We start from the raw sequence: 24,899 nt of genomic DNA, 5'->3' as shown, positions 1-24,899 counted from the left end.
ATGATTGCGTACAAAGCATTCCGCCCAGGATTGATATGCCTGGGATACCAATTTGTCATGGGTATGAATGTTACCGACAAAGCAAACTGCCGAAAAAACGGGTTCCATTCGGCGGAAAATCCTTTGGATTGCCTGTCGTATTATCCATTTAAAGACTCGGAATTCTATCTGGTGGACGCAGGCGGCGACATAGACGAGGATGGAACAGATTCCAAAATTTCCTGTACGGAACTGAGGATTCTCAAGCAGCTCAACCGGAAAGAATTTTTCCTGCACGCATTGGCTTATATGGTGGACCACCCGCATCGTGAGTGGAGCAGCCATGTGAAAGCTGACCGTGCCGCCGCGCATAACGGGTTTACCGTTGTGCGCGGCCCCGACCCTCTTGCGTGCGGCAAACAGGGCGACTATCTTGCCCTTGCCAAAGAAAATCCAGTAAATGGGAAGATTGAGCAAATCGCCCTCGCGCAGGTGGATGGAGAAACGATTCTGCCGGACGTGTGGTACGATGTAAATTTTGAAAAAAGGACAGGTGGGCTATTTTGAACAAGAACGAATTATTAAAAATGGATAAGCTGGTAGCAACACCAAATATGATGAGGCTGGCAAAAAACGATACGCCTGTTGTGAAGATCATCCCGTATTCTCGAACAAAATATGAGAATTACAAGTATGACCTGTATATCCGCTGCCGCATCCAAAATGGTATTTTAAAGGTTGCCTTATTTGGGACGGCCAATATGCGGCTGGGCGGCAATCTGCCGATTTATGCAGTGTATTTTTCCCGTAAGGAAAGAAATTTTATCACGTATGACTGTCAGCGAAAAAAGTGGCTGACTTCCAAACTGGACCTCCTTGATTGGCCGCAAGGCGAGTACGTTTATAACATAAGCGCATATGTAAACCGGAGCACATCCACCGCCATACGGAATTATCTGGGAACTGGAGATGGCCGTCTCATCGACCTGCTCAACTACCAGCTTAAAATCCGTGAGGAGCAGTTGGAGCAGAGGCACAAAAAAGAAACCGACAAATGGGACAACGACCTGGCGCAGACACCGCCCCTTCCCAGAGACTGGAAACGATGGGTAGACAAGGTAGCGATTCCTGAAAACTTCATTTTCTACCATTATAAAAAGGGAGGCGCCAAAACCGGCTATTGTTCCTATTGTGAAAAGGAAGTGCCCATTCAACATCCGCTTTATAATAAGGAAGGGCGCTGCCCCTGCTGTCGGCACAAGATTACATTCAAAAGCATCGGACGGGTAGGTTTTTTCCAGACGCAGAAGGCTTCCTTCTACCTGATTCAATGCTGCAAAGACGGTCTCATGCTCCGGGAGTTTGAAGGTTGTCGTACCTATCGGAAAGGAGAATATATGACGCCGGAGTGCTATATTCATGAAATCCGCCGTATGATCTGCGATAAAAACGCTATTCCCCAGCGTGCCTATTACTGGGGGCTTTACAAGCAGAAAAGCCTGCGGTGGATAAGCGGTTACATTAACAGGGGCGGCTGGTGGTCGGACTATTCCGGCAGAGTTTATGGCCGGACGCTTCCATACCTTTCAAGACACGAACTGAAAAAGACCGGGCTGATCGAGTATATCCGTCAGAATAAGATCGTTGATCCGGAAGAATACCTGATCGCCTATGAAAAGCATCCGTATATCGAAAAGTTTGTTAAGGCGGGGCTTTCCCGTCTGGCACAGGAATATGTAAAAGGGAAACACAGATACGACAATGATAATGTTCCTCTGTCTATTCAGGAAAGCAGCCTGACAAAGCTGCTCGGCATCGACGGGCAGGAACTGAAGAGGCTTCGGCAAAACAATGGCGGCAGCGGTTTCCTGAACTGGATGCAATATGAAAAAGCCTCCGGTCAGGAAATCCCCGACTACACCATTTCCTGGCTTTGCGGGGAAGAAATTACACCCAGGGATTTAAAATTTGTTCGCGGAAAGATGAGTGTTCCGCAAATCCACAATTATATTACCCGGCAAATGTCAAAAGAGCATATGTCCAGCCACAATGTTATCAACACCTGGGCCGACTATCTCTCTATGGCGAAAGGACTACGCATGAATACGGATAATGAACTCGTTTACCGTGTGCGGGATCTCCGGAAACGGCACAACGAATTAGTCCAAATCTGCCAGAAGCAAGGTAAAAATATCATCATTCAGGTAGGCAGGATTCTGGAAGAGTATCCCCATATTGATGAAATCTGTCAGTCGCTCAAAGGAAAGTACGAATACGGCAATGAGCAATACATGATTATTGCTCCCTCCGGCGTAGAAGAAATTATCCTGGAGGGGCGCGCGCTTACCCACTGTGTTTCAAACAGCGACCGTTACTGGGAGCGGATTGAAAACCGGGAATCGTACATCCTTTTTTTAAGGAAAAGTTCCGAGCCGGAAAAACCGTATTATACGCTGGAAATTGAGCCGGACGGCACGATACGGCAAAAACGTTCCATACTCAATGAACAATACGAGGACATCAACCAGGCTAAGGATTTTTTGCTTGAATGGCAAAAGGCCGTAGCGAAACGTCTGACGGACGAAGACCGTTCGCTTGCCGGTCAGAGCCGGATTCTGCGAATGGAGGAATTTGAACAGCTTCGGAAGGATCAGGTGACTGTCCGCACCGGGACTTTATCCGGTAAACTTCTTGTCGATGTGCTGATGGGAGACCTCATGGAAACCGCGGCTTAAAGGATACCTGCCGGCGCTGTCTGCGCCGGTTCCGCTTTCAGCGGGAAAGGGGACGCCCTCCGGCGCCCCCTTTCTTTTTGTTCTGCGTTCTACATTTGAAAATTCCGGACGCAGCGCAGAAAAACAATACACAATTCCTGGAACAAATCCTCGTCAAATATACCGTTGACTACAGCTTCTTTCATCAGGAGCGGACGATACATCGTGAGGAGCGATTCTATCGCTTTCGGGTGGTTTGCTTTTGCCAATATGAGCAGTTCCCTAAAATCCACGTCTTCCACCTCCCAGAAGTTTTCTCAGCCTCTCCAGGGTACGGTAATACGCTGCCGCGGCGCCTTTATAGCTTAACCCTGTTTCCCCGGCAATCTGCGAAAAGCTTTTTTCTTCAATCACTCTCGCCAGCAGTATATACCTTTCCTGCTCCTTAATCTCCTTCAGCGCCTGCCGCAAGGCGTCATATTCCGCGAACTGTAAAATGCGGTCTTGTTCTTCCGTCACAAGATAATCCATATCTTCCAGCATAATTTCAATCCGCAGCGGCTTCTCTTTCCCACGAAAATAATCGATCCGTCTATTATGCACCGAGCGGCACAGGTATGACGTAAATCTGTTTTGCAGTCTATTGTCTTCGGTTAAACCGTCATTTCTTTTATACATCTTTCTTCCTCCGAATCAGTCTGAATTTTTAAGGAAACTCAGGCTGTACGGAGGGCTTCGTCCGCTGTGGAACCGCAGGAAACCATATTTCCCGACAAAAAAGAAACGCACCCGCCGTCCGACAGGTGCCGTTTTGCTGGAATAATTGTTAAAATATGGAAATTGAAAAGCAAAAAAAGAGAATACCGTCGAATAAAAAACAGCCGCAATCCCCAAAAAGAGGGCTGCGGCTGAAAAGCTATCTGTTTTTTTCTTTGGTGCTGTCAGGTATCTCTTTTTCCATGTTCCTTTCATTTTATCCCCCATCAGGGACAAAATGGCCGACGGCTTTTCTATCCCTGTATGAATATGTTGATACGGGGATTATACCGTCTAATTTCGTAGATTTTCCGTAGATTTTTTGTAGATTTTTCGTAGGCGGACGCAAATTCAGACAGGATAGGACAGGAAAAAGCCTCATAATATCGGGATTTGTCGGATTTTATTTCTTCCTCCCGAAGCATGGCGGCGGCTTTGCTCAAAAAAAGTACGGCCACAGCGGCCGTACTTCCGTTCTTTACTTTTCTTCGGCATCCTCAAACCGGAATCCCACCTCCCGCACACAGCGGATTGTAAAAGACGGTTTGGGGGATATCCTACGGAACTTTTTCCTCAGCCCGTAAATATGGCAGCTGACCGCGTTTATTTCGTTGCCAAGGGAATCGTCAGACCAGACCGCCTCGTAAAGCTTCTGATAGGTCAATACCTTTCCCGCGTTTGCCGCCAGCAGGAAGAGCAGGGCGTATTCCTTGGGCGTCAGGGTTACTTCCTGCCGTCCATAGAACACCCGCCGCCTGGAGACGTCAATTTCAAGCGCCTGGAAAGTAAGTGCCGGCAAGGCCTCCATTTCCAGCACCTGCAGTTCCGGATGCTGTTTTGACAGCTGCTTAATCTTTTTAAAAATGCCGTTATCTTGAGTCGGCAGCCTCAATATCACGAAATGTTCCATGCCTCCGCCTTCTTTTAACCTGATGAACAAATAGTTCCACTATCAAAACTGGCGATCCCCCATATTCAAGTAAGTTCACCATTTTATATGTTTAGCATTATACTATAAGTTCTACCTCTCTTCTTCCCATGAATTCTCGTTCCCTTTTGTCAGCATTCGTGGGTATTTTTTAAATCCTGCATATATCTGTGCATCACCTTATATGCATCCGGATCTACGCAGTAAAAAGTAGCTTCTATGGAATAACCCCTATGTTTGTTCATCCAATCGCATACCGTAACAAGTGCAATCCTCGCGGCTTCCTGTTTGGGATAGCCATATATTCCGGCCGAGATCATAGGAAACGCGATAGTATGGATATCGTTTTTCTTTGCCAGCTCCAACGAGTTCCAATAACAGGATTTCAGCTTTTCTTCATCATCCAGCGTTCCATAAATCGGTCCTACTGTGTGGATAATATATTTTGCTTTTAAACGGTATCCTTGTGTAATCTTTGCCTCCCCAGTCCGGCAGCCGTTCAGTGTGCGGCATTCTTCCAAAAGCTGCGATCCCGCCGCCCGATGGATCGCACCATCTACTCCTCCGCCTCCGAGCAAAGTACAATTTGCAGCGTTTACGATGCATTCACACTCGGATTGCGTAATATCCTCGTCTCTCAACCGCACTTTTAATTCCGGAATATGAAACTCTCTGCATGCTGACATTCCGCACACACTCCTTTCCAAAAAACTTTTCCTTATGCCATGCTTTACTTTTCTTCCAATAAATACCGCTTTATCCCCAGTTCATAAATTCTGAACGGCCCTAAAAAGTTCCCGTCTTGATCGATATCGGCATATAACGAAATTTCCTCATCAGATTCTGCTCCAAACCCGTCTTCATCCTCCCAGTACCTGCCATCCGGCTGAATTTGCCAAAGCATTCGATACTTTCCGTTTCCAAGCGACTCAAAAGAAGAGCGGTAACGAACGACTGGTTCCAAACTCCCCATATTAATTTTCTTTATCCAGAATTCCTCTTGTATAATTCCAGGAAATTGGAGTATGCGTCCGCCGTCATCGATGATCTGCTTATGAATTCCACGCTCTGCATTGTCAAATTCTATACTCACTTTTTCCCCACGTGAACGGTACAAATGGTTCCCAAGCGTGTAGGAAGCGCTAAAGCCTACCTTTTTCTTAGTAGAATCTACAGATGGTTCTACCACACCGGCGGACTGAATCATATCTGTGTTGACAGTCTTTTCTCCTTTTTTCCCTATATCGAAACTTTTCAGCCATTGAAAGAATCTGCTCATAAAACTCCTCCTATCTTTCCGGCCTTTCGTCCTGAAATATAATTCTAATTCTTCTGTAAGCGACTACTCTCCTAATGATTTTCATATGCTTGTATTGTTGCTTCTATAGAATTCACTACGCTGGTCATATGGTATTTCAGAACAAACAGGATATCGGCTTCATCTGGATATGCCAGCTTTGCCTTGCGTAAAAGAGGATATACAAACCGTTTGGTTTCTTCGATATATGCTTTCAATTTTTCCTCGGAAAAGGTTCCGGCCATGCTGGATACATTGTGGCAGCGGTCAATCAGCTTTGTAATGAGCGCTTCTTTGCTTTGCGGCAGCATATTATAATACCGAATTTTCGCACTTTCCTTGGTTTCGCCTTCCATTACCTGAAAAGTCATCAATTCCACTCCCCGGCGCACAACATCGTTTACCGGCAGCTCCGACAAGCTGACACCGCAATCCTCACAGACATCATGCAGCAGAATCGTGGCGACGACATTATCATCCTGAATTCCGAGGCTTAACGCATTGCAGGCCATGATAAGCGGATGTATAAGATACGGATCCCCATTTTTACGTTTTTGTCCCTCATGCTTTTCCCTTGCGAAGGAAAGGGCCTTTAACGTTTGCTTCATTCCCGCTCCAGAAGCATATCCCCGGATATAGGTATACATTTTGTCTGCATTAAAAACTGTACGTTCCACTTTGCTGCCTCCTTTAGTAATTCCGCTTTTTTATCCGTAAAATAACTTTTTGGGCTATTTCCCATTTACGCAGATTCAGAACTCTGCGCAACCGCAATATCGATTCCATCAATTTGCAGCGCAATACCTTTTTGCTTCGACGCTTCAGTAAGCAATCGCTGAATGTCCTCCTTATAATGATTTAAACAAGCCACGGCAAGATCATCCCTTGTATCCTGCGGAAGCGCCTTCAGCGCTGCCTTTGCCGCTATTGAGGAGACCCCTTTCGTCTTCGATAAGATAGAAGACAAAAAAGCATTTTCTGATTTTTTTGACAAATGCTCCAGCAATACGGGAAGCAGGGTATCCAAAGCGGCTTCGTAATCAACATTGCTCACTGAAATTTTGATATCGATCATATTGTCCCTTTTCCTTTCCGTTTTGACATCAAAAATAAGGTTTTAAGAACGGCCCAATCTGCAGCTTTCATAAGGCAGACCGGGCCGTTTCTATTTTGTTTGGCTGGACACTTAGCAGGCAGAACAATTCAACGCCCCTTCAATTTCTTCCCGGATAAGGGAAAGCTGTTCCAGATATTTTGTAATTCCTTCTTTTTCTGCTTTTTCCTTTTCGTTTTTTTGATAGCCTTTCATCGCCGGATACAAAGCCACCGCAGGAATTGCCGCCGACAAAAGGGTTCCCCATGTTCCTAAATGAAGAATCCACGCCCCGACGCCAGCGCCAGCCGCCGCTCCGCCTGCGGCGATTCCGATTACTCCAAGTTCCGGAAAGCCTTTTTTGGCAGGGACTTCCTCCAGCTTGATTTCCTGTAAAATCGTTCTGACTTTCTTTGCTGCTTGTGGTTCATCCTTCTCCAACCGTTTCAGCCACTGGCCACATGCGTCATATGAATCGAACCACATGGAGGCTGCGTCCTGAACCGACATCTCCGCCGCAGCGCAACTCAACACGCATTGTTTACTTTTTTCCATCAGCTTTGCCCGACACATCACCATAAACTTTTTCCATACGGAATCAAATTCCCGGATTGTATCCATATCACTTTACTCCTTTCTCTCACAGTCGGCTGAATTTTTCTCTCACTGACCGGATCTGTTCCAATTGCTGCTGCGTTAAATCAACGTCGTTTTGAATCGCCCTAATCTTTATAGCGGCTTCCTCCTGAGCTTTCTGATCGCGTTTTCTCATTTCACAGACTATACCAGTATACTGTGTGAGATACTGATCCATAACACGCTCGACCTGCATCCAGCAATTTGCTATATTTTGATTAAAAAACTGCATCACACTATCTTTCAAGCTTCTGAAATACTGCTCTACAACTGCGTTGACATCACCAGCTACCTGATTGCGGAAGGCCGCTCCTCTGGATGAATCATCTGATTTTTTGTTAAACCGTATAAAGCCGGCAACGGCACCAATAACAGCTCCCGCAGTTGTTCCAATAATCGGGACAACTGAACCAATCGCAGCCCCGGCTGCCGCTCCCGCACCCGCATATCCCAGAAAGCCACGGTTTTCCTGTTTGACGTTGGCCTCGACCTTTTGACGGATGGCCGTGTTAGCCTGCACATTTGTCATTAAAGATTCATCCAAGCGGACGCTTTTATCCACATCCTTCACCAAGTCGTGTGCAAGCAATTCCAACTGCCGGTATTCTTTTTTAAAATCCGCCTCAAAACGTCTGCAATGCCCTTCCGCTATTGACTGTATCTCACTCAAATAATTCGAGGAGTTCTCTGTGGATATGCCGACATTTTTCAAGATTTCCGACTTCTTTTCCTCTAATAAAGGATTCAGTTTTGTCTGTAAAAAGACCCGTATATCGCTTTCTGTTGTGGGTTCTTCGAATGCTTCGTAAACCTTTTTCTTTCGATACCCAATCCAGCCGTCGAGCTTTTTGTTGAATTCCTGCGCTTTTATATTTGCATCTTCTTGATAGGTCAAACTGATTTCCGATTTCTTTCTCGTGACAAAGCTCTGCAGGTCTGTCGTAATGGCCTGCATAAGTTGGTCATGCCGCTGTTTCTGCTGCGAAGAGACCTGTTCCATGCTTTCTTTCAGGCGTCCCATTGCGTTCTCTGACAGGGCCATGCACCGCTGCAACTGGATCCGGATTCTCTGTTCCTGCAAAAACTTCAGGATTCTTTCTTCTGTTTCACGGTTTCCCTCAATATATTCTGTTCCGGTTCCATTTATGACCGGCAGCGCCGAATAAGGCAATATCAACGGATCATGAACAGACAGCTTTTCTTCCAGGACTTTTCGGATATACTCCAGTTGTCTGGCTTGCTGCTTCGGCGGGATTAAATCTATTTTAGTCACCACGAAAACACAGGTTTGCAAAACATCCTGCAGGTTATCCTCCAAAAAGCGGCAGAAGCTTTCCGGGAATGGTTTTTCCGCACTGGTAAGGATAATACAGGCATCCGCCTGTTCCCGGATTGCTTCCTTTGTGACGTCCTCATGCCACTGCTCCAGCGAATTGGTTCCCGGCGTATCAATAATACAGATGCCCTGCTGCAAAAAATCAGAAGGGTAGCCCACCTCAAGATGCTGCACATTTTCATCTTTCCGATCACCAGAGGTATATGCTGCAAGAAGTTTCGCCAATGCCGCTGAGCTTTCCGTTTTTCGTGTCTGTTTTCCTCTTCCGCCTTTCCCACAGGTACGGAAAATCCTTTCCGGGCTGTAGCCAATCAAGGTAGAGGCCACAGTTGTCCCTTGTATTGCGTCTGTTTCCAACAGGTTTTCCCGCAGAAGGGCGTTGATAAAACTACTCTTACCGGAAGAAAATTCACCAATTACCGCCATATTCAATGTCTTTTCGTTCTGACGGACCTGGATTTTTTTCAACTCTGCCTGAAGCTGCTCCCTTTGCTTCCATGGGAACTCATACTTCTTCATAAGCGTTTTCATAAATTGAATATGTCCGTCAATATCCGCCATTTGAATCATTTGCTGCGTCCTGAAATCAAGGGATACAGCCGCCGTGTTCTCTGTTGTGCATATATGTGCTTTCATTTTCGTTTTCTCTCCTGCTGACTCCGTATATTCTCAAGCGCATCATTCAAACAAGCATTTCCCCTCGCCACCTGAAGGAACACTTCCAAAGGGGAAATATCCTTCAACAAAAAGCGCTTGGAAGGAAGAGACCTTTTTCATCTGCTCCAAACAGTTTAGCAAACTGTCCCAATTAACAGGGACGTCAATCTCTTCTGCCTGAAAAATCATGTTCGCCGCCAACCTCTTCCCCTTCCGAATTTCAGCATGCACTATTTCAGCAGCTCAAAAATGAAGGTATCGAGATTCTCCGCCGTTCCCTTCAGCTGTTTTTCATATTCGGAGAGCTGCTCCGACTTCTGCTGGACAACTTCCTTGCCTTGCTCCATATCGCGGATAATGCCTTCCAGCTGCTTCTGCATCTCTCCGATTTCTACGTCCATAGATTTGGAGATGATATCCTTGATTTTATCGAAATTCTCTGTCGCTCCGCTTACAACGGTATCGACCAACTGCATGCTTTTCCCACTGATTTCTTCGCAGAACGTCGCGGCCACCTGTTCCTTAGCATTTTTCACAGCTTTTTCAGATACTTTGAGCCCGCCCCGGATAACGGAAGCTGCAATTACCGCAATAATCGTAAACGGATTCAAAATGCCCAGGATAGCCAGCCCAATATAAGCGCCAAGTTGCAAGGCAATGCCTTTCGCAAATTCCGAAGAAAGTCCCGTTGTAGCACCCAAAGCTGCCACGCCCACATCACCGATCAGAATACCACCGCCAGCTGCGACAACGCGCTTCCAAACTGGAATATCTTCTGTATCGATATTGTGAGAACCTGTTACGTTCACCTTAACCTGATCCAGTGAAACAAAAAATTCTTCCAAACGGCCTTCGAGAGAATCCTTCAAGGATTCTACTTTATCATTGACCAAATTGGTAAATGGTCCGGACAGCCACTCTCTTGTCTCGCTGTCTATTTTATTCTGCACAAAGCTCACAAGCTCGTCCGACAATGCCTCCGCATCTCGCTTCGGATGCAGAGCAGAAACCTTTGTTTCCGGTTCATATTCCTCAACCCATACGCGGATTTGCCCCGGGAGGTTATTAAAGTAATTGACGGCGCTCCGACGTATGTCCGGAATCAAGTTTGCGATAAATGCCTCCGTTCGGCTGGTGATCAGATCCTTCTGTTGCTTGAGCTTTTCAATTTCCGGCTGCGCCTCGCTGTACCGCTGCTTCAGTACGTCCAAATCCGTAGACAACGCATTGCGCCGCTGCGGGATTATTGTTTCCAGCGCATCCTGCCGAATCACGCGGACCAGTTCCCGGGCCGGCGTCGCCAGCTTGATTCTTCCGCGCTCGTTAGCCAGATAGTCCGCCAAAGCTGTCTCTACGGCAGGAATTTTGGATTCCTCCAGCATGGCCGGATTGCTTTGCATCTGCCCCATCAGCCCCTTATAGGCCGATGTGTAATAAATATGTTTTGTATAAGGCGCCAACAGGTTGTCTGAGAATTTGCGCAGGCGCTGCTGTTCCCGTTCGCTGGTCAGCTGATCAAAGCGGTTTACCACGCAGAACAGGCTCTGTTCCCCAAAACCGTTTTTCCGCAACGTATCGTCTATGTATGCAATCTCTCCCGCAGAACCCATTGCCAAAGCGCTGAATACGAAGATAATGGCGTCCGCTTTGCTCAGGTATTCCATTGTAACTTGGGTACGCACCGGGTTTTCATTCAATCCGGGAGAATCCACAATCTCCACGCCGTCCTTGAGCAGGTCCAACGGCCAGAACAGCTCCACCTTTTCAAAGGGGCTTTGTTTGATCGCCTCTTTATGCTCCATCCCCATAGGGATAACGACAAAATCCTCAATTTCATCCACCGGCATCTCAATCGGGGGGACATCCTTCATTTTAAACCGCCGCATGTGGGTAAGCGCTTTCTCAGGGATCCCGTCGTACATTTTTTCCGGCAGCGGATTCAAAAAATGCAGGACCGCTTTCGGCTTTTCACCATATTTGATCTCATTGATAATCGCGGTGGTCGGCACGGCATAAGCCGGCAGGATTTCCTGGCCGAGAAGCGCATTGATAAATGTGCTTTTGCCGTTTTTGAAATTCCCCATTACCATGATCTTGAAGGTATCCGATGAAATCTTCTGCCGCAGCTGCTGCAGCGTCTGGGCGCAATGCTCCATATCCAGTTTCTGCACCAGACCGGAAGCCTCCTGGATAATTCCGGTCAGACGCTTTTGCCTTGCCACAAACTCTTTGAGTTGATCGTTCGTCATTGTATTTTCCTCCTACTTTTATATCTTTTGCTGACGCTATATGCCGATTTCCCTCAGTTCGGCAAGTTTCCGGCGGACAGCCTCTTCGCGCTTCGGATCGTCCGCCTGCTTCTGCGCTGCGTCAATGGCATCGCATTTCACCTTTACCCAATCTGAACAGGTCTGTTTCATTGTACGGATCGTTGAAATATAAACATCCCGGATATTTCTCTCAACAGTTTCAATACTGCTGCTGAAAACGCCCGGCAGTTCCTCACGGATAATCCTTGTAAGTTCCCGTTTCTGCGATTCCACCCGTTTATTCATAAAGACCTCGGAGAGGATACCGCCGCCGATACCTACGGCCATCCCAATGGGCGACAGCCCGATTAGTCCGCCTATCAGGTATCCTCCTACCGTAGCAACACCCGTCCCCACGCGGGAAATCAGCCGGGAGCGTTTCATATCCTCCAGTTCAACCGCTTGCTGCTCCATCGGGGCGCGAAAGATATTTTTCTCCGCAATCCGCTGGTTCTGGGGCGGGACAGCGGAACTGTATTTCTCCTGCAGGAGATGGTTCAGCCAGTTGACGTCGCGGGTATAGAAGCCCTGAAGATTGTTTTCCAGAACATTTCCCAAGGAGATCATTTCCATCTTGATCCGGTATGGGTAGTCCTTCTCCCACCAATCTTTTGGATTCGTCACATGGGAAAGCTCTAACGTCAGTTTTTCTATGACGTCCTGCTGCCGTTCCTCCGTCATGCTGCGGATCCACTCAAAATTCTGGTTGCAGCGGTTCAGCATATCGATTTCCAAGGCATCCCACTGGATTTGTGCGCTGCGGAGCAGCTTCTGTTTGCTCTGTTCCGCTGTTTCCTTCCGCTTTTCTTCCTTTTCCTCGATAATATCCAGCTGGCACTGATAGACCGCCGCCAAGTCTGAGGAAACAGCCTTCATTTCCTGGCTGGCCCTCTCTTTTTTTAGCTGGATATGGGAAGACTCATGCAGCCATGCAAGAATCTGTTTCCGGATTGCTTCTGTCCCAGAGCGATCTTCCCATCCTTCCACCATGTTTTCCGCAGACAGGTAAAGCGGGATTTCGGTTTCCATAGCTTCCAGTTTTCTTTGCACGGATTCTACAACACTTAACCGCTGCTTTTCGTCCACAAGATCCAGCTTGGTCAAAACCACCATAATGCGCGGGACTTTCTTCATCAGGATCCGTTCCTGAAGAAACAGCTTTTCCGATTCGCTGAATGCAGCTATGGCGGCCATTGGCAAAATAGCACAGTCACATCCGCTCAATGCCTGCTCCGCCATACTGAGGTCACCGCGAATTTGAGAGTTGACGCCGGGGGTATCAATGATTTCCAGATCGTTCTCTATCAAGAGGCTGCAGTTTCGTTTTAAAAGGATTTCACCTTTGGCCCCGGCGAATTTTTTCCGTTCCTCTTCAATGGCTTCCCAGCTCTTTTCCTCGATCTGGTACCGCTTCTGCCCATTCGCAGTCTTTAAAACAAGGCTTTCCTGCTCTCCGCCGGATATGTAAATCGGAAGGGCGGTTGTCGGGATATCGCTGGTCGGGATGATATCCTGTTCGATTAACCGGTTGACCAGGGTGCTTTTTCCCCGGTTAAATTCACCGACTACCGCCACACTGAATTTTTCCGACGCCAAGTACGCTCTGATAGAAGCTAACTGTTCCAACAAGTCCTTCCTGCCGGCTTCACGGCAATATCCTTCCAGCTTCTGAAGCCGCGCCATAAAAGCTTCGTCATAGAAGCTGAGATTTACATTTTCCCTGTGCTCTGGCTCCCTCACGGAAAACTCTCTATTTTCTTGTATATCCGTCCTTTTCTCCGTGCTCTCTTTCAAAGGGGCCGGATCATTGAAAAAGTTTTTATTTTTGAGAAACACAGCTTCCGCCTCCTTTATTGCTCGATATACCGTTCAAAGAACTGGGGGGAAAGGGATCTATAGAATGGATGTAAGGACGGTTCTGTCATCATGGTATAAAGTCCTGACAGTTTTTCCTCATCTTCTTTCGTAAACTCGCCCTCATCCCCTAAAAACGCGATTAAGCGGTTCAGCGCGTCATATAAATCTTCTTTCGCTTTTTTGTATCCATCCCGATCCAAATGTTTGATTGCTTCATGCCGGAATATCCCCACCGGCTTATCAAAATTCACCTTTGCATACCGGGGATCCAACCGAAGGTTTTCAAACGATGTCAGTTTCCCGCTCGGATAGTCCAATGTGAGCTTATATTCCGGCGGCATCAGCAAAGTCTGGTCATTTGGCCGCAGCACGGAACGATAGTAAAAAACGGAAACTAAAAGCCGGTCCCCTGTAATATTGAGTACCGGGAATCCCATTCCCAGCCCCATCGGGATATTTTCACGGACGGCGCTGCCTGTATTGATTTTCTTTAAAAACTCCTGTATTGAAAGCATCGTTTCATCCTCCTGCTCTATTGTTCTTGATATTCCTCCATCCGTCCGGATCAGGCGTATGCCTCCACATAGTAGTAACCGCTGTCTTCCCAGGCGTCCATAAACTGAGAAGCCGGTACTGTGATCGCGTGTCCGTCCATCGTGCCGGAATCATTGATAATAACCATCGGCTCCGGGCTGGAATAGTCGATTCCGATAACCTCTACCGCATGGTTCGGATCGTTCGGCGCATAGGTTTCGGTATTTCCATACCAGATTTCATTCCCGTCCACCGCTACGACAATCCTGCCGCCATTTTCCAGACAGTTATGAAGATCCTCCATATCTCCGCCAAAACTTTTTTCTGTTTCAGCGCCAAGATAATTCAAGATTTTGTCCATATCCTCCATGGAGGTTCCATCATCGTACCACCCTTGCTCCGTGGCGACGTCTATCATCTGTTGAGGGTCAATGTCCTGTCCGGTCATGCCTTCATACGCCATTACCTGCGCATAAATTGCACAGGGACCATTTTCTCCCTGATAATCCCAGCACTGCTCGTCCGCAACAGGAGTTCCGACTACCTGGGACATATCGGTTTCCGCGGGATTAAACTGCTCATATCCCGCGTCAAAGCCTCCGCCTTCGTCTACCGGGACATATCCGCTGTCCGGACTTCCGGTAAACATGGCCCATTCCTCCGCGTCCATGATCTGTGTTGTCTCAAAAACAGTGTCGCCGTTGGCGTCTTCGCCAAAAAACACACTGTCCGCGATTCCATCCCCGTTTGTATCAACGTCCATAAGGGTGGCAGAATAATCCGTAAATCCATCGCCGTTTGTATCTTGATATACAGAAACAAAATCCACGATCCCGTCGCCATTTGTATCTACCGATGCGGTAATGGTATCGAACACGCCGTCTCCATTCAGGTCTTCATATACTGCTTCCCCGTCCATAATGCCGTCTCCGTTGTAATCCGTCCCTGTTGTAAAGCTGTCTGCTCCCTGCGATATGGTGGGATCTTCACCGTCTAAGGCCCCTGAAAAATCCATAAAGTCCTTCATGATGTGCTTCCTCCTTTTTCAGTATCTTCAGCTTGTCTCCATTATATCGTTGTAGGGATATGGCGCCACCCCTTTTGCCGTATTGGACGAGCAAACTGCAGATTTGGTCTTTTCCTGCAAATTTGGCTTTTATATTGTGGCTTCCCATGGAAAAATGCGGTTAACGTCTTTATAATACCGCTTGCTGATTCCAAGCGTTTCTCCGTTGCTCAGTATCAAATTCCGTCCCGTACGGTCAAGCTGGTATATGCTGTCGATATTTACGAGGAAACTTTGATGGCATCGGAAGAATGTTTCTTCCGGAAGCGCTTTTTCCACATCGTCCAGAACGGCGGCAAAGGCACACACATCCTGCGGCCGTACCGTATGAACAATTACCTGATGAAGACGGCTTTCCAGATATAGGATTTGCCGGTAGGGAATCCGCACGCTTTTCGCTTTTGTACGGATACAGAAGCATTCTTCACGTTTTCTGTGCAGATGATATAGGCAGGACTGCAACGCTTTGGCTACTTCTCTCTGCCCGTCTCCATCTGAATGTATCCACGCCGCAGGTTTGTACCGCATATATCCTGATACTTCCTCCGCAGGCGTATCCAGAAGAATATACTCCGGATTGGAAGAAGTGTGTTCCATGAGCCTTTGCGCATGCTCTTTCTCAGCCGTATCAATGCAAATGATGTCAAATTGATATTTCCCGTTCAAAAGGTTCTCTGAAAACTTCTGTAAATTTTGAATGGAGTACACCTTTCCATAGACCTGCGACTGTTTTAAGCTGTTTATAAAATCTTGCGAAACCTTTTTTCGATACTCGCTGTCGTGATGGTATACCGCAATTTCAATCATAAATATGGCCTCCTTTCCTGACAGCCATATATTCCTGGAAAAAAGCAAAAAAGGACACAGAAACCCTTTGAAAAGGATTTCTGTGTCCTTTTTGATTCTGAATAGTATTCTTGAAAAGACAGACTACTCCTGTATGTATGTATGTATGTATGTATGTATGTATGTATGTATGTATGTATGTATGTATGTATGTATGTATGTATGTAAAAGTTTACCTATGGCGGCCATGCTTGTCAACCCCCTATTGCACAAATTTTACAAAAAATTATACTGCAATTACCTCCAATTATAATTTTAATTATATCGAAATTTATCAAAAAAAGCAAGTTCACTTTTTATTCCGACTTCTGTTTCAAAATCGAATTTATACATGTTACAGTATAATAAATCACCCTTTTCAAACATTTTTAGGAGATCATTTTCTGAATTCCTTATGTGTTCAGTATGATTTTTTTCTTTCCAAAACAAAATTTTCACTCTTTCCGGAACGCCGCCATCGTATTGGCGATAACCGCCAGCCCTTTTTCTCCCAGCAGTTCCTCCGCGTCATCGCAGCGGACGCTTTCTGAACGCGGAAAGGCCGGACGCCCATTTTCCGTTTCCCGGGCCGTGGGAACCGTTTTGCCCTGTTCTTCCAGAATACGCCGGACAAGCTCTTCAATCACGCGGGTATCTGTCGGCTCCGCCTGGGGGATATCCGGCGTTTCAGGACAGTGCAGATAATGCTGGACGGCGTTGACAAGGAACTGCGCCTTACGCCGCCCCTGCCGGTTGAGGACGTCGGCAACCTGCCGGTGGGACGGATCGGCGGCATTAAACTGTATGGTAAATTTGTTCTGTTCTTTTTTCTCCGGCATAGGCTTATCCTCCGAACTTGGAGGCCCGGTACAGCAGCTCATAGCCCTTTGTGTTCGCGGCCAGCTCGTCCACGAAAAGCGCCGGTCCGGCTTTCCCGCAGGCTTCAATCTGCTCTCTCAGCAGGATGGAACCGCCGCCTACGAAAACCGTCTTGCCGGAACGCAGGTCGATCATCCGCTCCCGCAGCCTGCCGGCCAGGTCGTCGATGAAAAGCCGCGCCTGCTCCCGGACGATCCGGCAGACCGCTTCATCATATCCCTGCCCCTTATCCTGCAGGATGGCGTCGATGTCCGATTCCTCCAGCAGCATATCGAAATCCGCGTTGATTTTGGATTTGACGCGGTTGTAGAGAACAATCACGCCGTTTTCCAGTGAATCGCACACGGAAAGGTCCGCCTGCCCGTATTTGATTTGCAGATAATCCGCCGTGAAGCCCCCGATGTCTACAATCACCGCTTTGGGAAGCTGCTGGAGCTTTGCATAGACGGGAATTGCGGCTGCATAAGCCTGCGGGAAGCAGAGGGCTTCGGTAATCAGGACGGAAAACGGTTCGCCGCCGAGCTGAAAATTGAGGACGCCCCGGCCGAGGAAATACTCTTCGAACTTCTTATACAGCGTTCCGTAGTGCGCCGGCGGCAGACCAACGCACAGCTGAACCCTAACCGGGTTCTCCGCCGGCAGCATCCGCCGCAGTTCAAAGCCGATGGCGAAGAGCGTAAGGATGAAGAAGCGTTCGTCGGCGGTCTTGTCCCGCATATACGGGATGCGCTGGTCGGAAAGGGTATAATACTTCCCGTTGTAGGATAAAACATCCTGGCCGAAAGGCGGCCTTGTTTCGCTTTCACACAGGCCGGAGGTAAAGGTTTTGTGTACGGTTTTGATTTGTTTGTTCCCATGGTCGATACTGATTAACATGGCGTCAACTCCTTTGAAATTTGGTTTATACTTATTTAATACGACTGGAATACGTGTTATTTCAACAAAAAAGAATGGGAGCAGAAATCTTCTGCTCCCACCGATACCTTTACCTTTTGTAACCTATATACCCGCATTCAATCTGTGCTTGGGGTCGAATCGCTTGCCATCCGCATAACCGCTGCTAAATGCGTTTATATGGAGGTTTTCTGCCTGAGCTGCGCGCGCCTTGAATTCATGTTGTCTCCAGTGCGCCGACGCTTCCTGTACCTCTTTGGGCGTCGCCAGCACAAGTCCCCATTCCTGCGGCAATTCTTCCTGCTGCCTTTTGAAAGCCTTATCGGCGCCGTTTACAAAGCCGTACCCATAGCTGTCGCACAGCTTCTTGATATAATCAGCCCGAAACCCATGCTTCTTGTATTCTTTCTTGATTTCCTTCACCTTCGCCTGAACACAATCCACAGCATACTTGAAAACAGCGGCGCAAATCTCCACGTCATCCTCGAACCCAATGAAGCCCATACGCTGTGTCTGGCTTCCCGACGAATGCCGCCGGTACCCCTTGCAGCAGTAATTTTCAGCGATAACCCCTGACAGATTTACAATCCACGGGTCACGCCGCTTGCTGCAGGTAATTTCAAGCTCGACATCCTTGACTTCCTGACCGCCTTCATCTTTCAGATCACGCTCCGACAGCTTGTGCCTCGCCATTAGTTCGCGGGCTTTCAGCAAAGCCGCCCGGGACTCTGCTTCCACAGGGCTTTCAGCCAGCGCCAACAGTTTCTTGATTTTCACTTTATAATTCATTTCCATAGGGCAAATCTCCTTTATCATTTTTTCCTTATGCGGCTTTCAAAAAAGCTTCATCAGCAGCGGCTAGGCGGAGCTGCCGGTCTTCCAGCGAAAACCGGCGCTCCAAATCCATGACCGTGCAGTTTGGCTTAAAGGTACGGGGGCTTTCCTTGTCCCACGCCAGCAGCATCGCCCAGTATTCGGGATAGTCCCGGCGCAGCACGCGCAGGGAATCCAGGCTTTGTTTGACGCAGAACCAGCAGCCAAGCCGCCGGAATTTCTGATACAGCGGGTTTAACATACCCCGCTTGTTCAGAAAATCCACACAATCCTGCTCCGTCATACCCCATTCAGCAAGAGGGGCACGGCAAAACGAATCCAGCCGGGCAAGCCGTTTGGGTTCGTCGGCAGCCAGCCCAAGATACCGGATATGCTCGCCATAGCTTTTATAGTGCTGCCGGATCGTCCTTAATTTTAAGCGGCCATTGCACCAGGCCCCGATTGTAAAAGGAAATCCATAGATACTCCCTGTCCGCCGGCCCGAACCATAAGTGTAATGAAACACTGTGTCGAAGTCCAAAACCGACCGGACAACCGTAATTTTACGGTCGATGTACTTCTCCATTTTTTGGATGTATTCATACATTTCCGGCAACTCTCCGCCGAGAGCCGGCGTCGCCATCACCTCAATAAACACAATGTCGTCAATCGGCCGCCCTTCTTCCATCATGCGAATCAGCATGGCCGACGAGTCCTTGCCGCCGGACCAGCCCACAATATGTTTCACCATTCCATCTCCGACAAAATATTTTGCTGAAAACGGAAAAGTCCATCCTTTCCGGCGTGTACTTTTACACCGCTGGCCGATTCCTTTTTCGGCGTTTCGGCGCGCAATCGCCTGACGCCTCGCGGCAACCCTTAAACAAGGGGCGCGGTTTGCATATTGTGAGAGAAGAAAATCACAGCGGGAGCGTGGCATAAGCCACACGGCCGATATCCAGAATTTCTACATTGGATACCGCCCGGTAAGGCCGCTCCCGGTTTTCATCCTCGAACCAGTCCTTCAGCTTCATCTCCACTTCAAGATGAAGTTCCTCATGTTCACCGGCTGTCGCAAAAAAGAATTTCTCGCTTTGCCGGACATTCCCCCGCCGCGTCATATACGAATAGCGGACGCGGTACAGCGGTATCGTGATCCGCATATTCAAAATCTGCTTTGGGTGCAGCTTTTTTAGAAAAGCGCGGTATTCTTCTGTAGCCGGCAGATTACCGCCGACTGCCACTTCATCAAAGGTACAGCAGTCCGCCAATTCATGTATGTGCATAGCTGTCCTCCTGCATAAAAAATGTAAGCTGTTCCATGCCCTGTTCTACCTTATGCCGTCTTTCCAGCAGGGAAATATCCTCCTTGGAAATCAAGCCCTTATCAATCATTTTTCGCACACGATAAAGGTCTGACGCCGGGATTCCGTCCAGGCCATACTGTAAAATCAGCTTTTTGGCCTTACGGATTCGGGCCTGCCTTGCCTTCTCCTTACGTTCAGACTTCTGTTGTTTTACCGCTGAGAGGACATCCGCCTCATGGGTTACGGTATAACCGGCCTGCACATCGGCAAGATCCTGCATCAAATCACGGCTGACCCGGCGCTCTGCCCGAAGATTGATCGCTTCCACCTTGAAATATTTCCCATGATGTTCACTGAAAAACAGTTCCCTGGAAAACTTGGATTCCGCTTTCCTTTGTGCCTCATCTGGGCAAATCTTCATGATTGCCTCGCAGATGTCCAATGACACATTGTGCTCCAACAGCCGTTTATCCTTGTGAATACTCACTTCGTACTCCTTGGTGAACAGCGTCATTGTTTCCGGCTTTCGGGTGATCTTCAAATCATAGAAAACATTCCCCTTTCTTGTGTCCAGCTCTTTGCCGAGAATCGTACAGTACTGGCATCCGGCATGGTTTCCGGCGCAATTCATCGGATTATAATGCTGCGTCCATGTTTCGGTATTTTCATCGAAATAACAGTGATACCGGCAGATACGCCGTTTACTCTTTGCAAACTCCTGAAACAGCTCCTCTTTTCTTTGGGCACGTTCATCCAGCGCCTTATCGAGCGACTGTTCATACCAGTACGGCGCCGCCACCTCACGGCAGGCACAGAACACCATTTTGCACAATCCTCCGTCCGTTGCATGATCCCGGAGCAGAGGATGATTTTTCTTACACCCCTGCTTCCGGTAAGGGCAGTTAATCGTAGGATTGTCGTTCTCCAGCGTCCAATCAATACCCATATACGACATATAGCCGCTGTTCCAATGGGAGCCCTTTACCAGCAGGCCGCATGGCGTAGAAAACACCATGCGGTTCCGTTTTTCAATGGTATACTCAAAACCGCCCTGAAACTCGTTGCAATATGTCCAGTCACTGACAAAATTTGGGTGGTTGTCTTTCGTCCATCCCTCGGCAAACAGCCGTCGGGTCAGCAAATTCAGATTTTCCATCTCAAAGCCCCCTGCACGGCCGTATTTCAAAATAGGCTTCCATACGGTCACGGAATTCTTCTTTTTCCATATCGTACTCTTTACAAAGGCAGTTCTCGCATATCTGGTAATCCAGGTATCCGACTGATTTTGAACAACGGACGTCCCAACTGTTCAGTTCCTGTCCGCAAAGGGGGCAGCTAATGCCCAGCCAGCGCGCCTTATCCATTTTCATCCTCCTTTGCGAATACATGCAGATATAGGTTGTAGTCTTTGCTCCGTGTGATACAGCGCAGCCAATATGTGCATCGTTCGCCTTCAAAATAAAAGTTGTATTCGTCCCCGCACCCATGGACTGCCGCCTCCGGATGCTTTCCGCAGAACTTCCTAAGAGCTGCGAGATCCCGAAAGGCATCGTCCGCAGTCAGGCGTTCATACATCAAATCAGCCTCCCGGCAGACTTGCGGCGTAGCAAGCTCTTCACGGCACGGCCAAATCGTATTCCACCATCTGTATCCGTCATAATCAGCACGGATATGGAAGATTTTTTTACAGCTGACAAGACTGCCATCCGCTTTGCCATATTCCCGCAGAAGATATGGACGTTGGGTTTTTAATTCGGATAAAATCGAAGCTCTTTTCATAACTCAGGATTCCTTTCATTTTTCCACCCATAGAGGGCAGTTGATACGAACCATTTGACCGGGTTCAGGAGCAAACTTGCATTTACTGATACCGCAGTCGTTGCAGTCGTGCAGCGCCGTGATGTCCTTAAAAAAATCCTTATAATCACTGAGCAGGACACTGGACTCACTGCACTTCGGACAATTCTCCTGTTTCTCTGTGCTTGTCAATACACAGCCTTCTGTTTCATCATAGCAGCCACAATCCAGGCACTCGTTTTTCCTCCGCTTGTTTTCGATATACTCCTGCAAATCATTTTCGCAGGGGAGATACAACTTGCCATTTTCTACACAACGGAACAGGTCGCAGTCTTTATTGGTTGCCGCTTCATAAAAGCTCTCATACGAGTAGTCGTATTTGCTTTCATAAATATATCCCGGCACACAAAATCCAAGGCTGCAGTCAATCCGCTGCTGGCGGGAAATCTTGAAGAAATCCTTCTCCTGTGCAGTAAATTTTCTCTCCGGTATAAAGTGAAAGCCGCCATATTCGAATATCTGATTTTTCATCATCAATCAACCTTTCTCAAAAAAGAAAAGAGAACAGGGCCGATTGTCTCAGCCTTGTTCTCTCTTAACCTGCTGCACCAGTTTTCGGACTACTTTTCGTCCAAATACTGATGCGGCCGTTCTTTGTAATCGGACACCTTGTAGTCCCCGATTTTCTCATATTTCCCGTCGGAAGAAGCTCCGGCGGTTTCCGGTTTGGCTTCTTCTCCGAGAACGGCATCATAAAATATCCGTTCCAGATACTCATACTTGGAATAAATGCCCTGTGACGCCCAGACAAGCGCATTTCGCACATACGACGCATGGACGCGGAACATCTCATGTTCCACTTCAAAGCCGAGTGATTTGGCAAACAGGATAGCAAATACGATCACGCTTCGGGTATTCCCCTCACGGAAGGGATGCGTCTGCCAGATCTGCGCGATGATGCGGACCATGCGGAAGACAATCTCCCGGTCATTTTCCCCGTTTCGGTGGAGTTTGGCGATTTCCTTCATGGAAGCCGCCAGTTGTTTTTTAATCTCTTTGGGATAAGCATACCGGACGGTATCGCCGCCGAGCACGTCTTCCGGCTTTATCATCTGGATTTCCCGAAATTCCCCGGCCCACTCATAAATCTGGCCGAAAATTGTGCGGTGAATATCTTTCAGGGTTTCTGTGTCGAATTTTTCATACTGCCGGTTATAGATGCCAGCCATCGCTAAATTCGTGATGTCCGCCTCCGCTTTCCGCAAAAGATCGGCGTCCTTAATGCCGGCAAGGTTTTTCAGCACGTCCGCGTCATCATATAAATAGGGGTCTCTCATGGCTGAACCTCCGTTTTAAAACCATACCGCCGGAGCGTTGCTTCAAAAACGGAAAGGTAAGACGTTTTCCCATCCTGCCAGTCGGCAAGCCCTTTGGAGGTCTGCTCGCTGGCCGGGACTCCCTCGATGGCGTTCATCGCGTCGGCAAAAGAAATGCAGCGTCCTTTCTGCTCGGCGGAAAGCATATCCATGCCCGCTCCCAGCTTCTGTAATAGCAGCCGGCGGTCCAAGCCATGCCCGATCAACCGGGCTGCCTGTTCCAGCTCGTTCAGGCGGGTATTCACTTTCGGGAGCTCCTCTTCGTATTGTTTCCGCAGGCGAATCTGTTCGGAAACCCTATCCACCTTATCCTTTTTCAGATATATTCCGGCCATTTTCCCGGAAACCCTGTTTTGCAGATAGTGGTAGGTCTTGCCGTTGATATTCTTTTTCGAGATATACCCCTGCGGAAGAACAGACAATTCTTTTTGCAGTCTTGCCTTTTTCTCCAGCAGCTTCGTGTACTCCATGACAATGGTGTTATCCATCTGTATTACCCGCTTTCAATTTGATCCCACACACGGGACAATAATTCATTTTTTCCGTATAATATGCCGTACTGCCGCAGCAGTAGCCATCATAATATAATTCATGTATCAAGGCAGATTTATATCTCGCCGTTGCTTTACCTGATTGACCGCGCCGCATTTCCATATATTCAGCCTCTGTCTGCTTGAACTTTTCAAGTTGTTCGCAGAATGGGCATGTCGGTATATCCTTATTATCCATTTTCAATTCCTTTCATAGTATATCACATTTTAACCTATTCGTCAATTTACAAATAGCGTTTGCAGGTTAAATCATCTCCGTTATTTTGTGTCTTGGCTGCCTGTTTCAATCCGGTAGTCAATGTCCGGCTTCATCGGCCAGCACGGTTCTCCATCGAGCGCATTGTTCGTAGATGAATGCAAGAGGTCGTGACGTTCCATCGGAAGTTCTCCCGGCTCCGTGTATTTCCACACATATTCGTCTTCATCCTTGAAAACCATGCGGTCCCAGCCGTCCACACCAATAAACCTCATTTTCTTTATCTTACGGGGTGTTGGAATCAGTTCAAAATCACTGGCTTCTTCCGGGCGAAGAGGATGTGCGTATTCAATATATCCCCATGCCTCCCGTCCGATTTCCTCACAATAGGTCTTATTCTCATAATTGTGGATTTCGGTTATCTTGTTGTTTTCCGGCTCCGGATAGCTTCCCGGTGTAATCGGGCACTGTGTACTGTAATATCTCATTTCTATTCCCTCAATTCTTCAATCATAGATGGATACTTTGAATTTCTTCAAGATGCTGATGATAAACTTGGCTGTGAATTTCCGCCAACTCCGGCATGGTCAGCTTTTCGAGCTGTTCTTCGGTATACTTTCCGTGCCCCCATGCCAGAATATCCATGATCCAGCAGTAGCGTTTTTCCAGTCTTCCCATCATCTTTTCATCCCTCCAGCAGTTCCGGATTATCATAGATGTTTCCGATTACCCCCGCGCCTTCAGCAATAAGATTGTCAACCGGTTTATAGAACGTGCTGACGCTATCTTTCAAATAACTCTTCTGGGAAGCATATAAGCAGCCGCTTTTCCATTCAATCACGTATAAGCGGTGCTTCAATTTCAGGATATCACCCTCAAAAACCTTCGTGCCGTTTTTGTCATCGATTCCTGCATATTGTCCCACTGTGTCCGTATAAACCGGCATCTTTTTAATTGGCTCATAGGTATAAATCACGGAAAAATCCCCTTTTCCCTGAAAAATACCGCCGTAAACCCAATTTGCATCTATGGGCTTGCCGTTCATAAGAACTCTTTCCCCTTTTCTGCGGGTTTGCCCACGGAATAATAAGTCTCGCAT

At 47.8% G+C, this 24,899-nt stretch carries 33 protein-coding genes; 2 read left to right on the top strand and 31 right to left on the bottom strand.

Annotated elements, in window-relative coordinates:
• Together WMO26_RS04965 and WMO26_RS04960 are read left to right on the top strand one after the other, a co-directional pair.
• The gene (locus WMO26_RS04965; protein ID WP_349218574.1) at positions 1 to 546 is read left to right on the top strand and encodes a DUF7666 domain-containing protein; all 546 of its coding nucleotides are present in this window, start codon (positions 1 to 3) and stop codon (positions 544 to 546) included.
• Positions 543 to 2,714 carry a PcfJ domain-containing protein gene (locus WMO26_RS04960; RefSeq protein WP_349218573.1) on the top strand — a complete coding sequence of 724 codons (2,172 nt, stop codon included), beginning with the start codon at positions 543 to 545 and terminating at the stop codon, positions 2,712 to 2,714. Before WMO26_RS04965 ends, WMO26_RS04960 begins: the two co-directional genes overlap by 4 nt.
• Before the next feature lie 89 nt (positions 2,715 to 2,803).
• Here WMO26_RS04960 and WMO26_RS04955 read toward each other — a convergent pair whose 3' ends face one another.
• The 31 genes from WMO26_RS04955 to WMO26_RS04805 all read right to left on the bottom strand — a co-directional run bounded on the left by WMO26_RS04955 (position 2,804) and on the right by WMO26_RS04805 (position 24,899).
• Positions 2,804 to 2,986 (bottom strand): helix-turn-helix domain-containing protein, encoded by a 183-nt coding sequence (locus tag WMO26_RS04955; RefSeq protein ID WP_178352976.1) that lies wholly within the window; start codon positions 2,984 to 2,986, stop codon positions 2,804 to 2,806.
• Entirely contained in the window at positions 2,976 to 3,371 is a 396-nt protein-coding gene (locus tag WMO26_RS04950; protein WP_178352975.1) for a sigma-70 family RNA polymerase sigma factor, read from the bottom strand. Before WMO26_RS04950 ends, WMO26_RS04955 begins: the two co-directional genes overlap by 11 nt.
• Positions 3,372 to 3,386: 15 nt before the next feature.
• Entirely contained in the window at positions 3,387 to 3,665 is a 279-nt protein-coding gene (locus WMO26_RS04945) for a hypothetical protein (protein WP_349218570.1), read from the bottom strand.
• Between the two features lie 262 nt (positions 3,666 to 3,927).
• Complete coding sequence (locus tag WMO26_RS04940) at positions 3,928 to 4,359, bottom strand: winged helix-turn-helix domain-containing protein (protein ID WP_178352974.1); 432 nt, start codon at positions 4,357 to 4,359, stop codon at positions 3,928 to 3,930.
• A 149-nt stretch (positions 4,360 to 4,508) separates the two neighbouring features.
• The gene (locus WMO26_RS04935; RefSeq protein ID WP_349218568.1) at positions 4,509 to 5,063 is read right to left on the bottom strand and encodes an O-acetyl-ADP-ribose deacetylase; all 555 of its coding nucleotides are present in this window, start codon (positions 5,061 to 5,063) and stop codon (positions 4,509 to 4,511) included.
• A gap of 44 nt (positions 5,064 to 5,107) precedes the next feature.
• The gene (locus WMO26_RS04930) at positions 5,108 to 5,656 is read right to left on the bottom strand and encodes a hypothetical protein (protein WP_349218566.1); all 549 of its coding nucleotides are present in this window, start codon (positions 5,654 to 5,656) and stop codon (positions 5,108 to 5,110) included.
• A gap of 71 nt (positions 5,657 to 5,727) precedes the next feature.
• On the bottom strand, positions 5,728 to 6,351 hold the full coding sequence (locus WMO26_RS04925) for an HD domain-containing protein (RefSeq protein ID WP_349218565.1): 624 nt from the start codon (positions 6,349 to 6,351) through the stop codon (positions 5,728 to 5,730).
• A 65-nt stretch (positions 6,352 to 6,416) separates the two neighbouring features.
• Entirely contained in the window at positions 6,417 to 6,749 is a 333-nt protein-coding gene (locus WMO26_RS04920; protein WP_349218563.1) for a hypothetical protein, read from the bottom strand.
• A gap of 111 nt (positions 6,750 to 6,860) precedes the next feature.
• On the bottom strand, positions 6,861 to 7,388 hold the full coding sequence (locus WMO26_RS04915; RefSeq protein ID WP_349218561.1) for a hypothetical protein: 528 nt from the start codon (positions 7,386 to 7,388) through the stop codon (positions 6,861 to 6,863).
• A 19-nt stretch (positions 7,389 to 7,407) separates the two neighbouring features.
• Positions 7,408 to 9,375, bottom strand: a complete 1,968-nt coding sequence (locus tag WMO26_RS04910) for a dynamin family protein (protein ID WP_349218559.1) — start codon at positions 9,373 to 9,375, stop codon at positions 7,408 to 7,410.
• Positions 9,376 to 9,417: 42 nt separating this feature from the next.
• Positions 9,418 to 9,597, bottom strand: coding sequence for a hypothetical protein (locus WMO26_RS04905; RefSeq protein ID WP_349218557.1), 180 nt, complete (start codon positions 9,595 to 9,597; stop codon positions 9,418 to 9,420).
• Between the two features lie 29 nt (positions 9,598 to 9,626).
• On the bottom strand, positions 9,627 to 11,567 hold the full coding sequence (locus WMO26_RS04900; RefSeq protein WP_349218555.1) for a dynamin family protein: 1,941 nt from the start codon (positions 11,565 to 11,567) through the stop codon (positions 9,627 to 9,629).
• A 114-nt stretch (positions 11,568 to 11,681) separates the two neighbouring features.
• Positions 11,682 to 13,331, bottom strand: a complete 1,650-nt coding sequence (locus tag WMO26_RS04895) for a dynamin family protein (protein ID WP_349218553.1) — start codon at positions 13,329 to 13,331, stop codon at positions 11,682 to 11,684.
• Positions 13,332 to 13,555: 224 nt separating this feature from the next.
• Positions 13,556 to 14,077 carry a hypothetical protein gene (locus tag WMO26_RS04890; RefSeq protein WP_349218551.1) on the bottom strand — a complete coding sequence of 174 codons (522 nt, stop codon included), beginning with the start codon at positions 14,075 to 14,077 and terminating at the stop codon, positions 13,556 to 13,558.
• Between the two features lie 50 nt (positions 14,078 to 14,127).
• Entirely contained in the window at positions 14,128 to 15,123 is a 996-nt protein-coding gene (locus WMO26_RS04885; protein WP_349218550.1) for a C39 family peptidase, read from the bottom strand.
• A 129-nt stretch (positions 15,124 to 15,252) separates the two neighbouring features.
• Positions 15,253 to 15,969 carry a LytTR family DNA-binding domain-containing protein gene (locus WMO26_RS04880; RefSeq protein ID WP_349218549.1) on the bottom strand — a complete coding sequence of 239 codons (717 nt, stop codon included), beginning with the start codon at positions 15,967 to 15,969 and terminating at the stop codon, positions 15,253 to 15,255.
• Between the two features lie 473 nt (positions 15,970 to 16,442).
• Entirely contained in the window at positions 16,443 to 16,826 is a 384-nt protein-coding gene (locus WMO26_RS04875) for a hypothetical protein (protein ID WP_349218548.1), read from the bottom strand.
• Positions 16,827 to 16,830: 4 nt separating this feature from the next.
• Positions 16,831 to 17,742, bottom strand: a complete 912-nt coding sequence (locus tag WMO26_RS04870; protein ID WP_349218547.1) for a ParM/StbA family protein — start codon at positions 17,740 to 17,742, stop codon at positions 16,831 to 16,833.
• A 123-nt stretch (positions 17,743 to 17,865) separates the two neighbouring features.
• Entirely contained in the window at positions 17,866 to 18,555 is a 690-nt protein-coding gene (locus WMO26_RS04865) for a DUF2786 domain-containing protein (protein ID WP_349218546.1), read from the bottom strand.
• A 28-nt stretch (positions 18,556 to 18,583) separates the two neighbouring features.
• On the bottom strand, positions 18,584 to 19,324 hold the full coding sequence (locus WMO26_RS04860; protein WP_349218545.1) for a phosphoadenosine phosphosulfate reductase domain-containing protein: 741 nt from the start codon (positions 19,322 to 19,324) through the stop codon (positions 18,584 to 18,586).
• A gap of 169 nt (positions 19,325 to 19,493) precedes the next feature.
• Positions 19,494 to 19,859 carry a hypothetical protein gene (locus WMO26_RS04855; RefSeq protein ID WP_349218544.1) on the bottom strand — a complete coding sequence of 122 codons (366 nt, stop codon included), beginning with the start codon at positions 19,857 to 19,859 and terminating at the stop codon, positions 19,494 to 19,496.
• Complete coding sequence (locus WMO26_RS04850) at positions 19,846 to 21,036, bottom strand: single stranded DNA-binding domain-containing protein (protein ID WP_349218543.1); 1,191 nt, start codon at positions 21,034 to 21,036, stop codon at positions 19,846 to 19,848. Before WMO26_RS04850 ends, WMO26_RS04855 begins: the two co-directional genes overlap by 14 nt.
• Position 21,037: 1 nt before the next feature.
• Positions 21,038 to 21,244: a hypothetical protein gene (locus tag WMO26_RS04845; protein WP_349218542.1), complete on the bottom strand. Its 207-nt coding sequence runs from the start codon at positions 21,242 to 21,244 to the stop codon at positions 21,038 to 21,040.
• A complete protein-coding gene (locus WMO26_RS04840; RefSeq protein ID WP_349218540.1) occupies positions 21,237 to 21,659 on the bottom strand; it encodes a hypothetical protein in 423 nt (140 codons plus the stop codon). Before WMO26_RS04840 ends, WMO26_RS04845 begins: the two co-directional genes overlap by 8 nt.
• A gap of 15 nt (positions 21,660 to 21,674) precedes the next feature.
• The gene (locus WMO26_RS04835; protein WP_349218538.1) at positions 21,675 to 22,211 is read right to left on the bottom strand and encodes a hypothetical protein; all 537 of its coding nucleotides are present in this window, start codon (positions 22,209 to 22,211) and stop codon (positions 21,675 to 21,677) included.
• Between the two features lie 86 nt (positions 22,212 to 22,297).
• Entirely contained in the window at positions 22,298 to 23,014 is a 717-nt protein-coding gene (locus WMO26_RS04830) for a Fic/DOC family protein (protein ID WP_349218537.1), read from the bottom strand.
• A complete protein-coding gene (locus WMO26_RS04825; protein ID WP_349218536.1) occupies positions 23,011 to 23,541 on the bottom strand; it encodes a DUF6788 family protein in 531 nt (176 codons plus the stop codon). Before WMO26_RS04825 ends, WMO26_RS04830 begins: the two co-directional genes overlap by 4 nt.
• A complete protein-coding gene (locus WMO26_RS04820; protein ID WP_349218535.1) occupies positions 23,534 to 23,782 on the bottom strand; it encodes a hypothetical protein in 249 nt (82 codons plus the stop codon). Before WMO26_RS04820 ends, WMO26_RS04825 begins: the two co-directional genes overlap by 8 nt.
• Before the next feature lie 80 nt (positions 23,783 to 23,862).
• Complete coding sequence (locus WMO26_RS04815) at positions 23,863 to 24,288, bottom strand: defense against restriction DarA-related protein (protein ID WP_349218534.1); 426 nt, start codon at positions 24,286 to 24,288, stop codon at positions 23,863 to 23,865.
• Positions 24,289 to 24,310: 22 nt separating this feature from the next.
• A complete protein-coding gene (locus WMO26_RS04810; RefSeq protein ID WP_178353066.1) occupies positions 24,311 to 24,481 on the bottom strand; it encodes a hypothetical protein in 171 nt (56 codons plus the stop codon).
• A gap of 4 nt (positions 24,482 to 24,485) precedes the next feature.
• Positions 24,486 to 24,899: a YopX family protein gene (locus WMO26_RS04805; protein WP_178353067.1), complete on the bottom strand. Its 414-nt coding sequence runs from the start codon at positions 24,897 to 24,899 to the stop codon at positions 24,486 to 24,488.

This window comes from Solibaculum intestinale, from assembly GCF_040096205.1.
GTDB lineage: Bacteria > Bacillota > Clostridia > Oscillospirales > Acutalibacteraceae > Solibaculum_A > Solibaculum_A intestinale.
Note: the sequence above shows the minus strand (reverse complement) of the source record. Positions and strands in the feature narration are given on the sequence as shown.

What these genes read in the sequence shown, in the direction of transcription:
- WMO26_RS04825 (WP_349218536.1), bottom strand. Translation starts at nt 23,541, where the DNA reads ATGGATAACACCATTGTCATGGAGTACACGAAGCTGCTGGAGAAAAAG.
- WMO26_RS04890 (WP_349218551.1), bottom strand. Translation starts at nt 14,077, where the DNA reads ATGCTTTCAATACAGGAGTTTTTAAAGAAAATCAATACAGGCAGCGCC.
- WMO26_RS04860 (WP_349218545.1), bottom strand. Translation starts at nt 19,324, where the DNA reads ATGGTGAAACATATTGTGGGCTGGTCCGGCGGCAAGGACTCGTCGGCC.
- WMO26_RS04920 (WP_349218563.1), bottom strand. Translation starts at nt 6,749, where the DNA reads ATGATCGATATCAAAATTTCAGTGAGCAATGTTGATTACGAAGCCGCT.
- WMO26_RS04940 (WP_178352974.1), bottom strand. Translation starts at nt 4,359, where the DNA reads ATGGAACATTTCGTGATATTGAGGCTGCCGACTCAAGATAACGGCATT.
- WMO26_RS04805 (WP_178353067.1), bottom strand. Translation starts at nt 24,899, where the DNA reads ATGCGAGACTTATTATTCCGTGGGCAAACCCGCAGAAAAGGGGAAAGA.
- WMO26_RS04915 (WP_349218561.1), bottom strand. Translation starts at nt 7,388, where the DNA reads ATGGATACAATCCGGGAATTTGATTCCGTATGGAAAAAGTTTATGGTG.
- WMO26_RS04880 (WP_349218549.1), bottom strand. Translation starts at nt 15,969, where the DNA reads ATGATTGAAATTGCGGTATACCATCACGACAGCGAGTATCGAAAAAAG.
- WMO26_RS04885 (WP_349218550.1), bottom strand. Translation starts at nt 15,123, where the DNA reads ATGAAGGACTTTATGGATTTTTCAGGGGCCTTAGACGGTGAAGATCCC.
- WMO26_RS04950 (WP_178352975.1), bottom strand. Translation starts at nt 3,371, where the DNA reads ATGTATAAAAGAAATGACGGTTTAACCGAAGACAATAGACTGCAAAAC.
- WMO26_RS04810 (WP_178353066.1), bottom strand. Translation starts at nt 24,481, where the DNA reads ATGATGGGAAGACTGGAAAAACGCTACTGCTGGATCATGGATATTCTG.
- WMO26_RS04910 (WP_349218559.1), bottom strand. Translation starts at nt 9,375, where the DNA reads ATGAAAGCACATATATGCACAACAGAGAACACGGCGGCTGTATCCCTT.
- WMO26_RS04830 (WP_349218537.1), bottom strand. Translation starts at nt 23,014, where the DNA reads ATGAGAGACCCCTATTTATATGATGACGCGGACGTGCTGAAAAACCTT.
- WMO26_RS04865 (WP_349218546.1), bottom strand. Translation starts at nt 18,555, where the DNA reads ATGGAAATGAATTATAAAGTGAAAATCAAGAAACTGTTGGCGCTGGCT.
- WMO26_RS04815 (WP_349218534.1), bottom strand. Translation starts at nt 24,288, where the DNA reads ATGAGATATTACAGTACACAGTGCCCGATTACACCGGGAAGCTATCCG.
- WMO26_RS04855 (WP_349218544.1), bottom strand. Translation starts at nt 19,859, where the DNA reads ATGCACATACATGAATTGGCGGACTGCTGTACCTTTGATGAAGTGGCA.
- WMO26_RS04840 (WP_349218540.1), bottom strand. Translation starts at nt 21,659, where the DNA reads ATGAAAAGAGCTTCGATTTTATCCGAATTAAAAACCCAACGTCCATAT.
- WMO26_RS04965 (WP_349218574.1), top strand. Translation starts at nt 1, where the DNA reads ATGATTGCGTACAAAGCATTCCGCCCAGGATTGATATGCCTGGGATAC.
- WMO26_RS04945 (WP_349218570.1), bottom strand. Translation starts at nt 3,665, where the DNA reads ATGAAAGGAACATGGAAAAAGAGATACCTGACAGCACCAAAGAAAAAA.
- WMO26_RS04870 (WP_349218547.1), bottom strand. Translation starts at nt 17,742, where the DNA reads ATGTTAATCAGTATCGACCATGGGAACAAACAAATCAAAACCGTACAC.
- WMO26_RS04930 (WP_349218566.1), bottom strand. Translation starts at nt 5,656, where the DNA reads ATGAGCAGATTCTTTCAATGGCTGAAAAGTTTCGATATAGGGAAAAAA.
- WMO26_RS04845 (WP_349218542.1), bottom strand. Translation starts at nt 21,244, where the DNA reads ATGGATAAGGCGCGCTGGCTGGGCATTAGCTGCCCCCTTTGCGGACAG.
- WMO26_RS04935 (WP_349218568.1), bottom strand. Translation starts at nt 5,063, where the DNA reads ATGTCAGCATGCAGAGAGTTTCATATTCCGGAATTAAAAGTGCGGTTG.
- WMO26_RS04875 (WP_349218548.1), bottom strand. Translation starts at nt 16,826, where the DNA reads ATGCCGGAGAAAAAAGAACAGAACAAATTTACCATACAGTTTAATGCC.
- WMO26_RS04850 (WP_349218543.1), bottom strand. Translation starts at nt 21,036, where the DNA reads ATGGAAAATCTGAATTTGCTGACCCGACGGCTGTTTGCCGAGGGATGG.
- WMO26_RS04820 (WP_349218535.1), bottom strand. Translation starts at nt 23,782, where the DNA reads ATGGATAATAAGGATATACCGACATGCCCATTCTGCGAACAACTTGAA.
- WMO26_RS04835 (WP_349218538.1), bottom strand. Translation starts at nt 22,211, where the DNA reads ATGATGAAAAATCAGATATTCGAATATGGCGGCTTTCACTTTATACCG.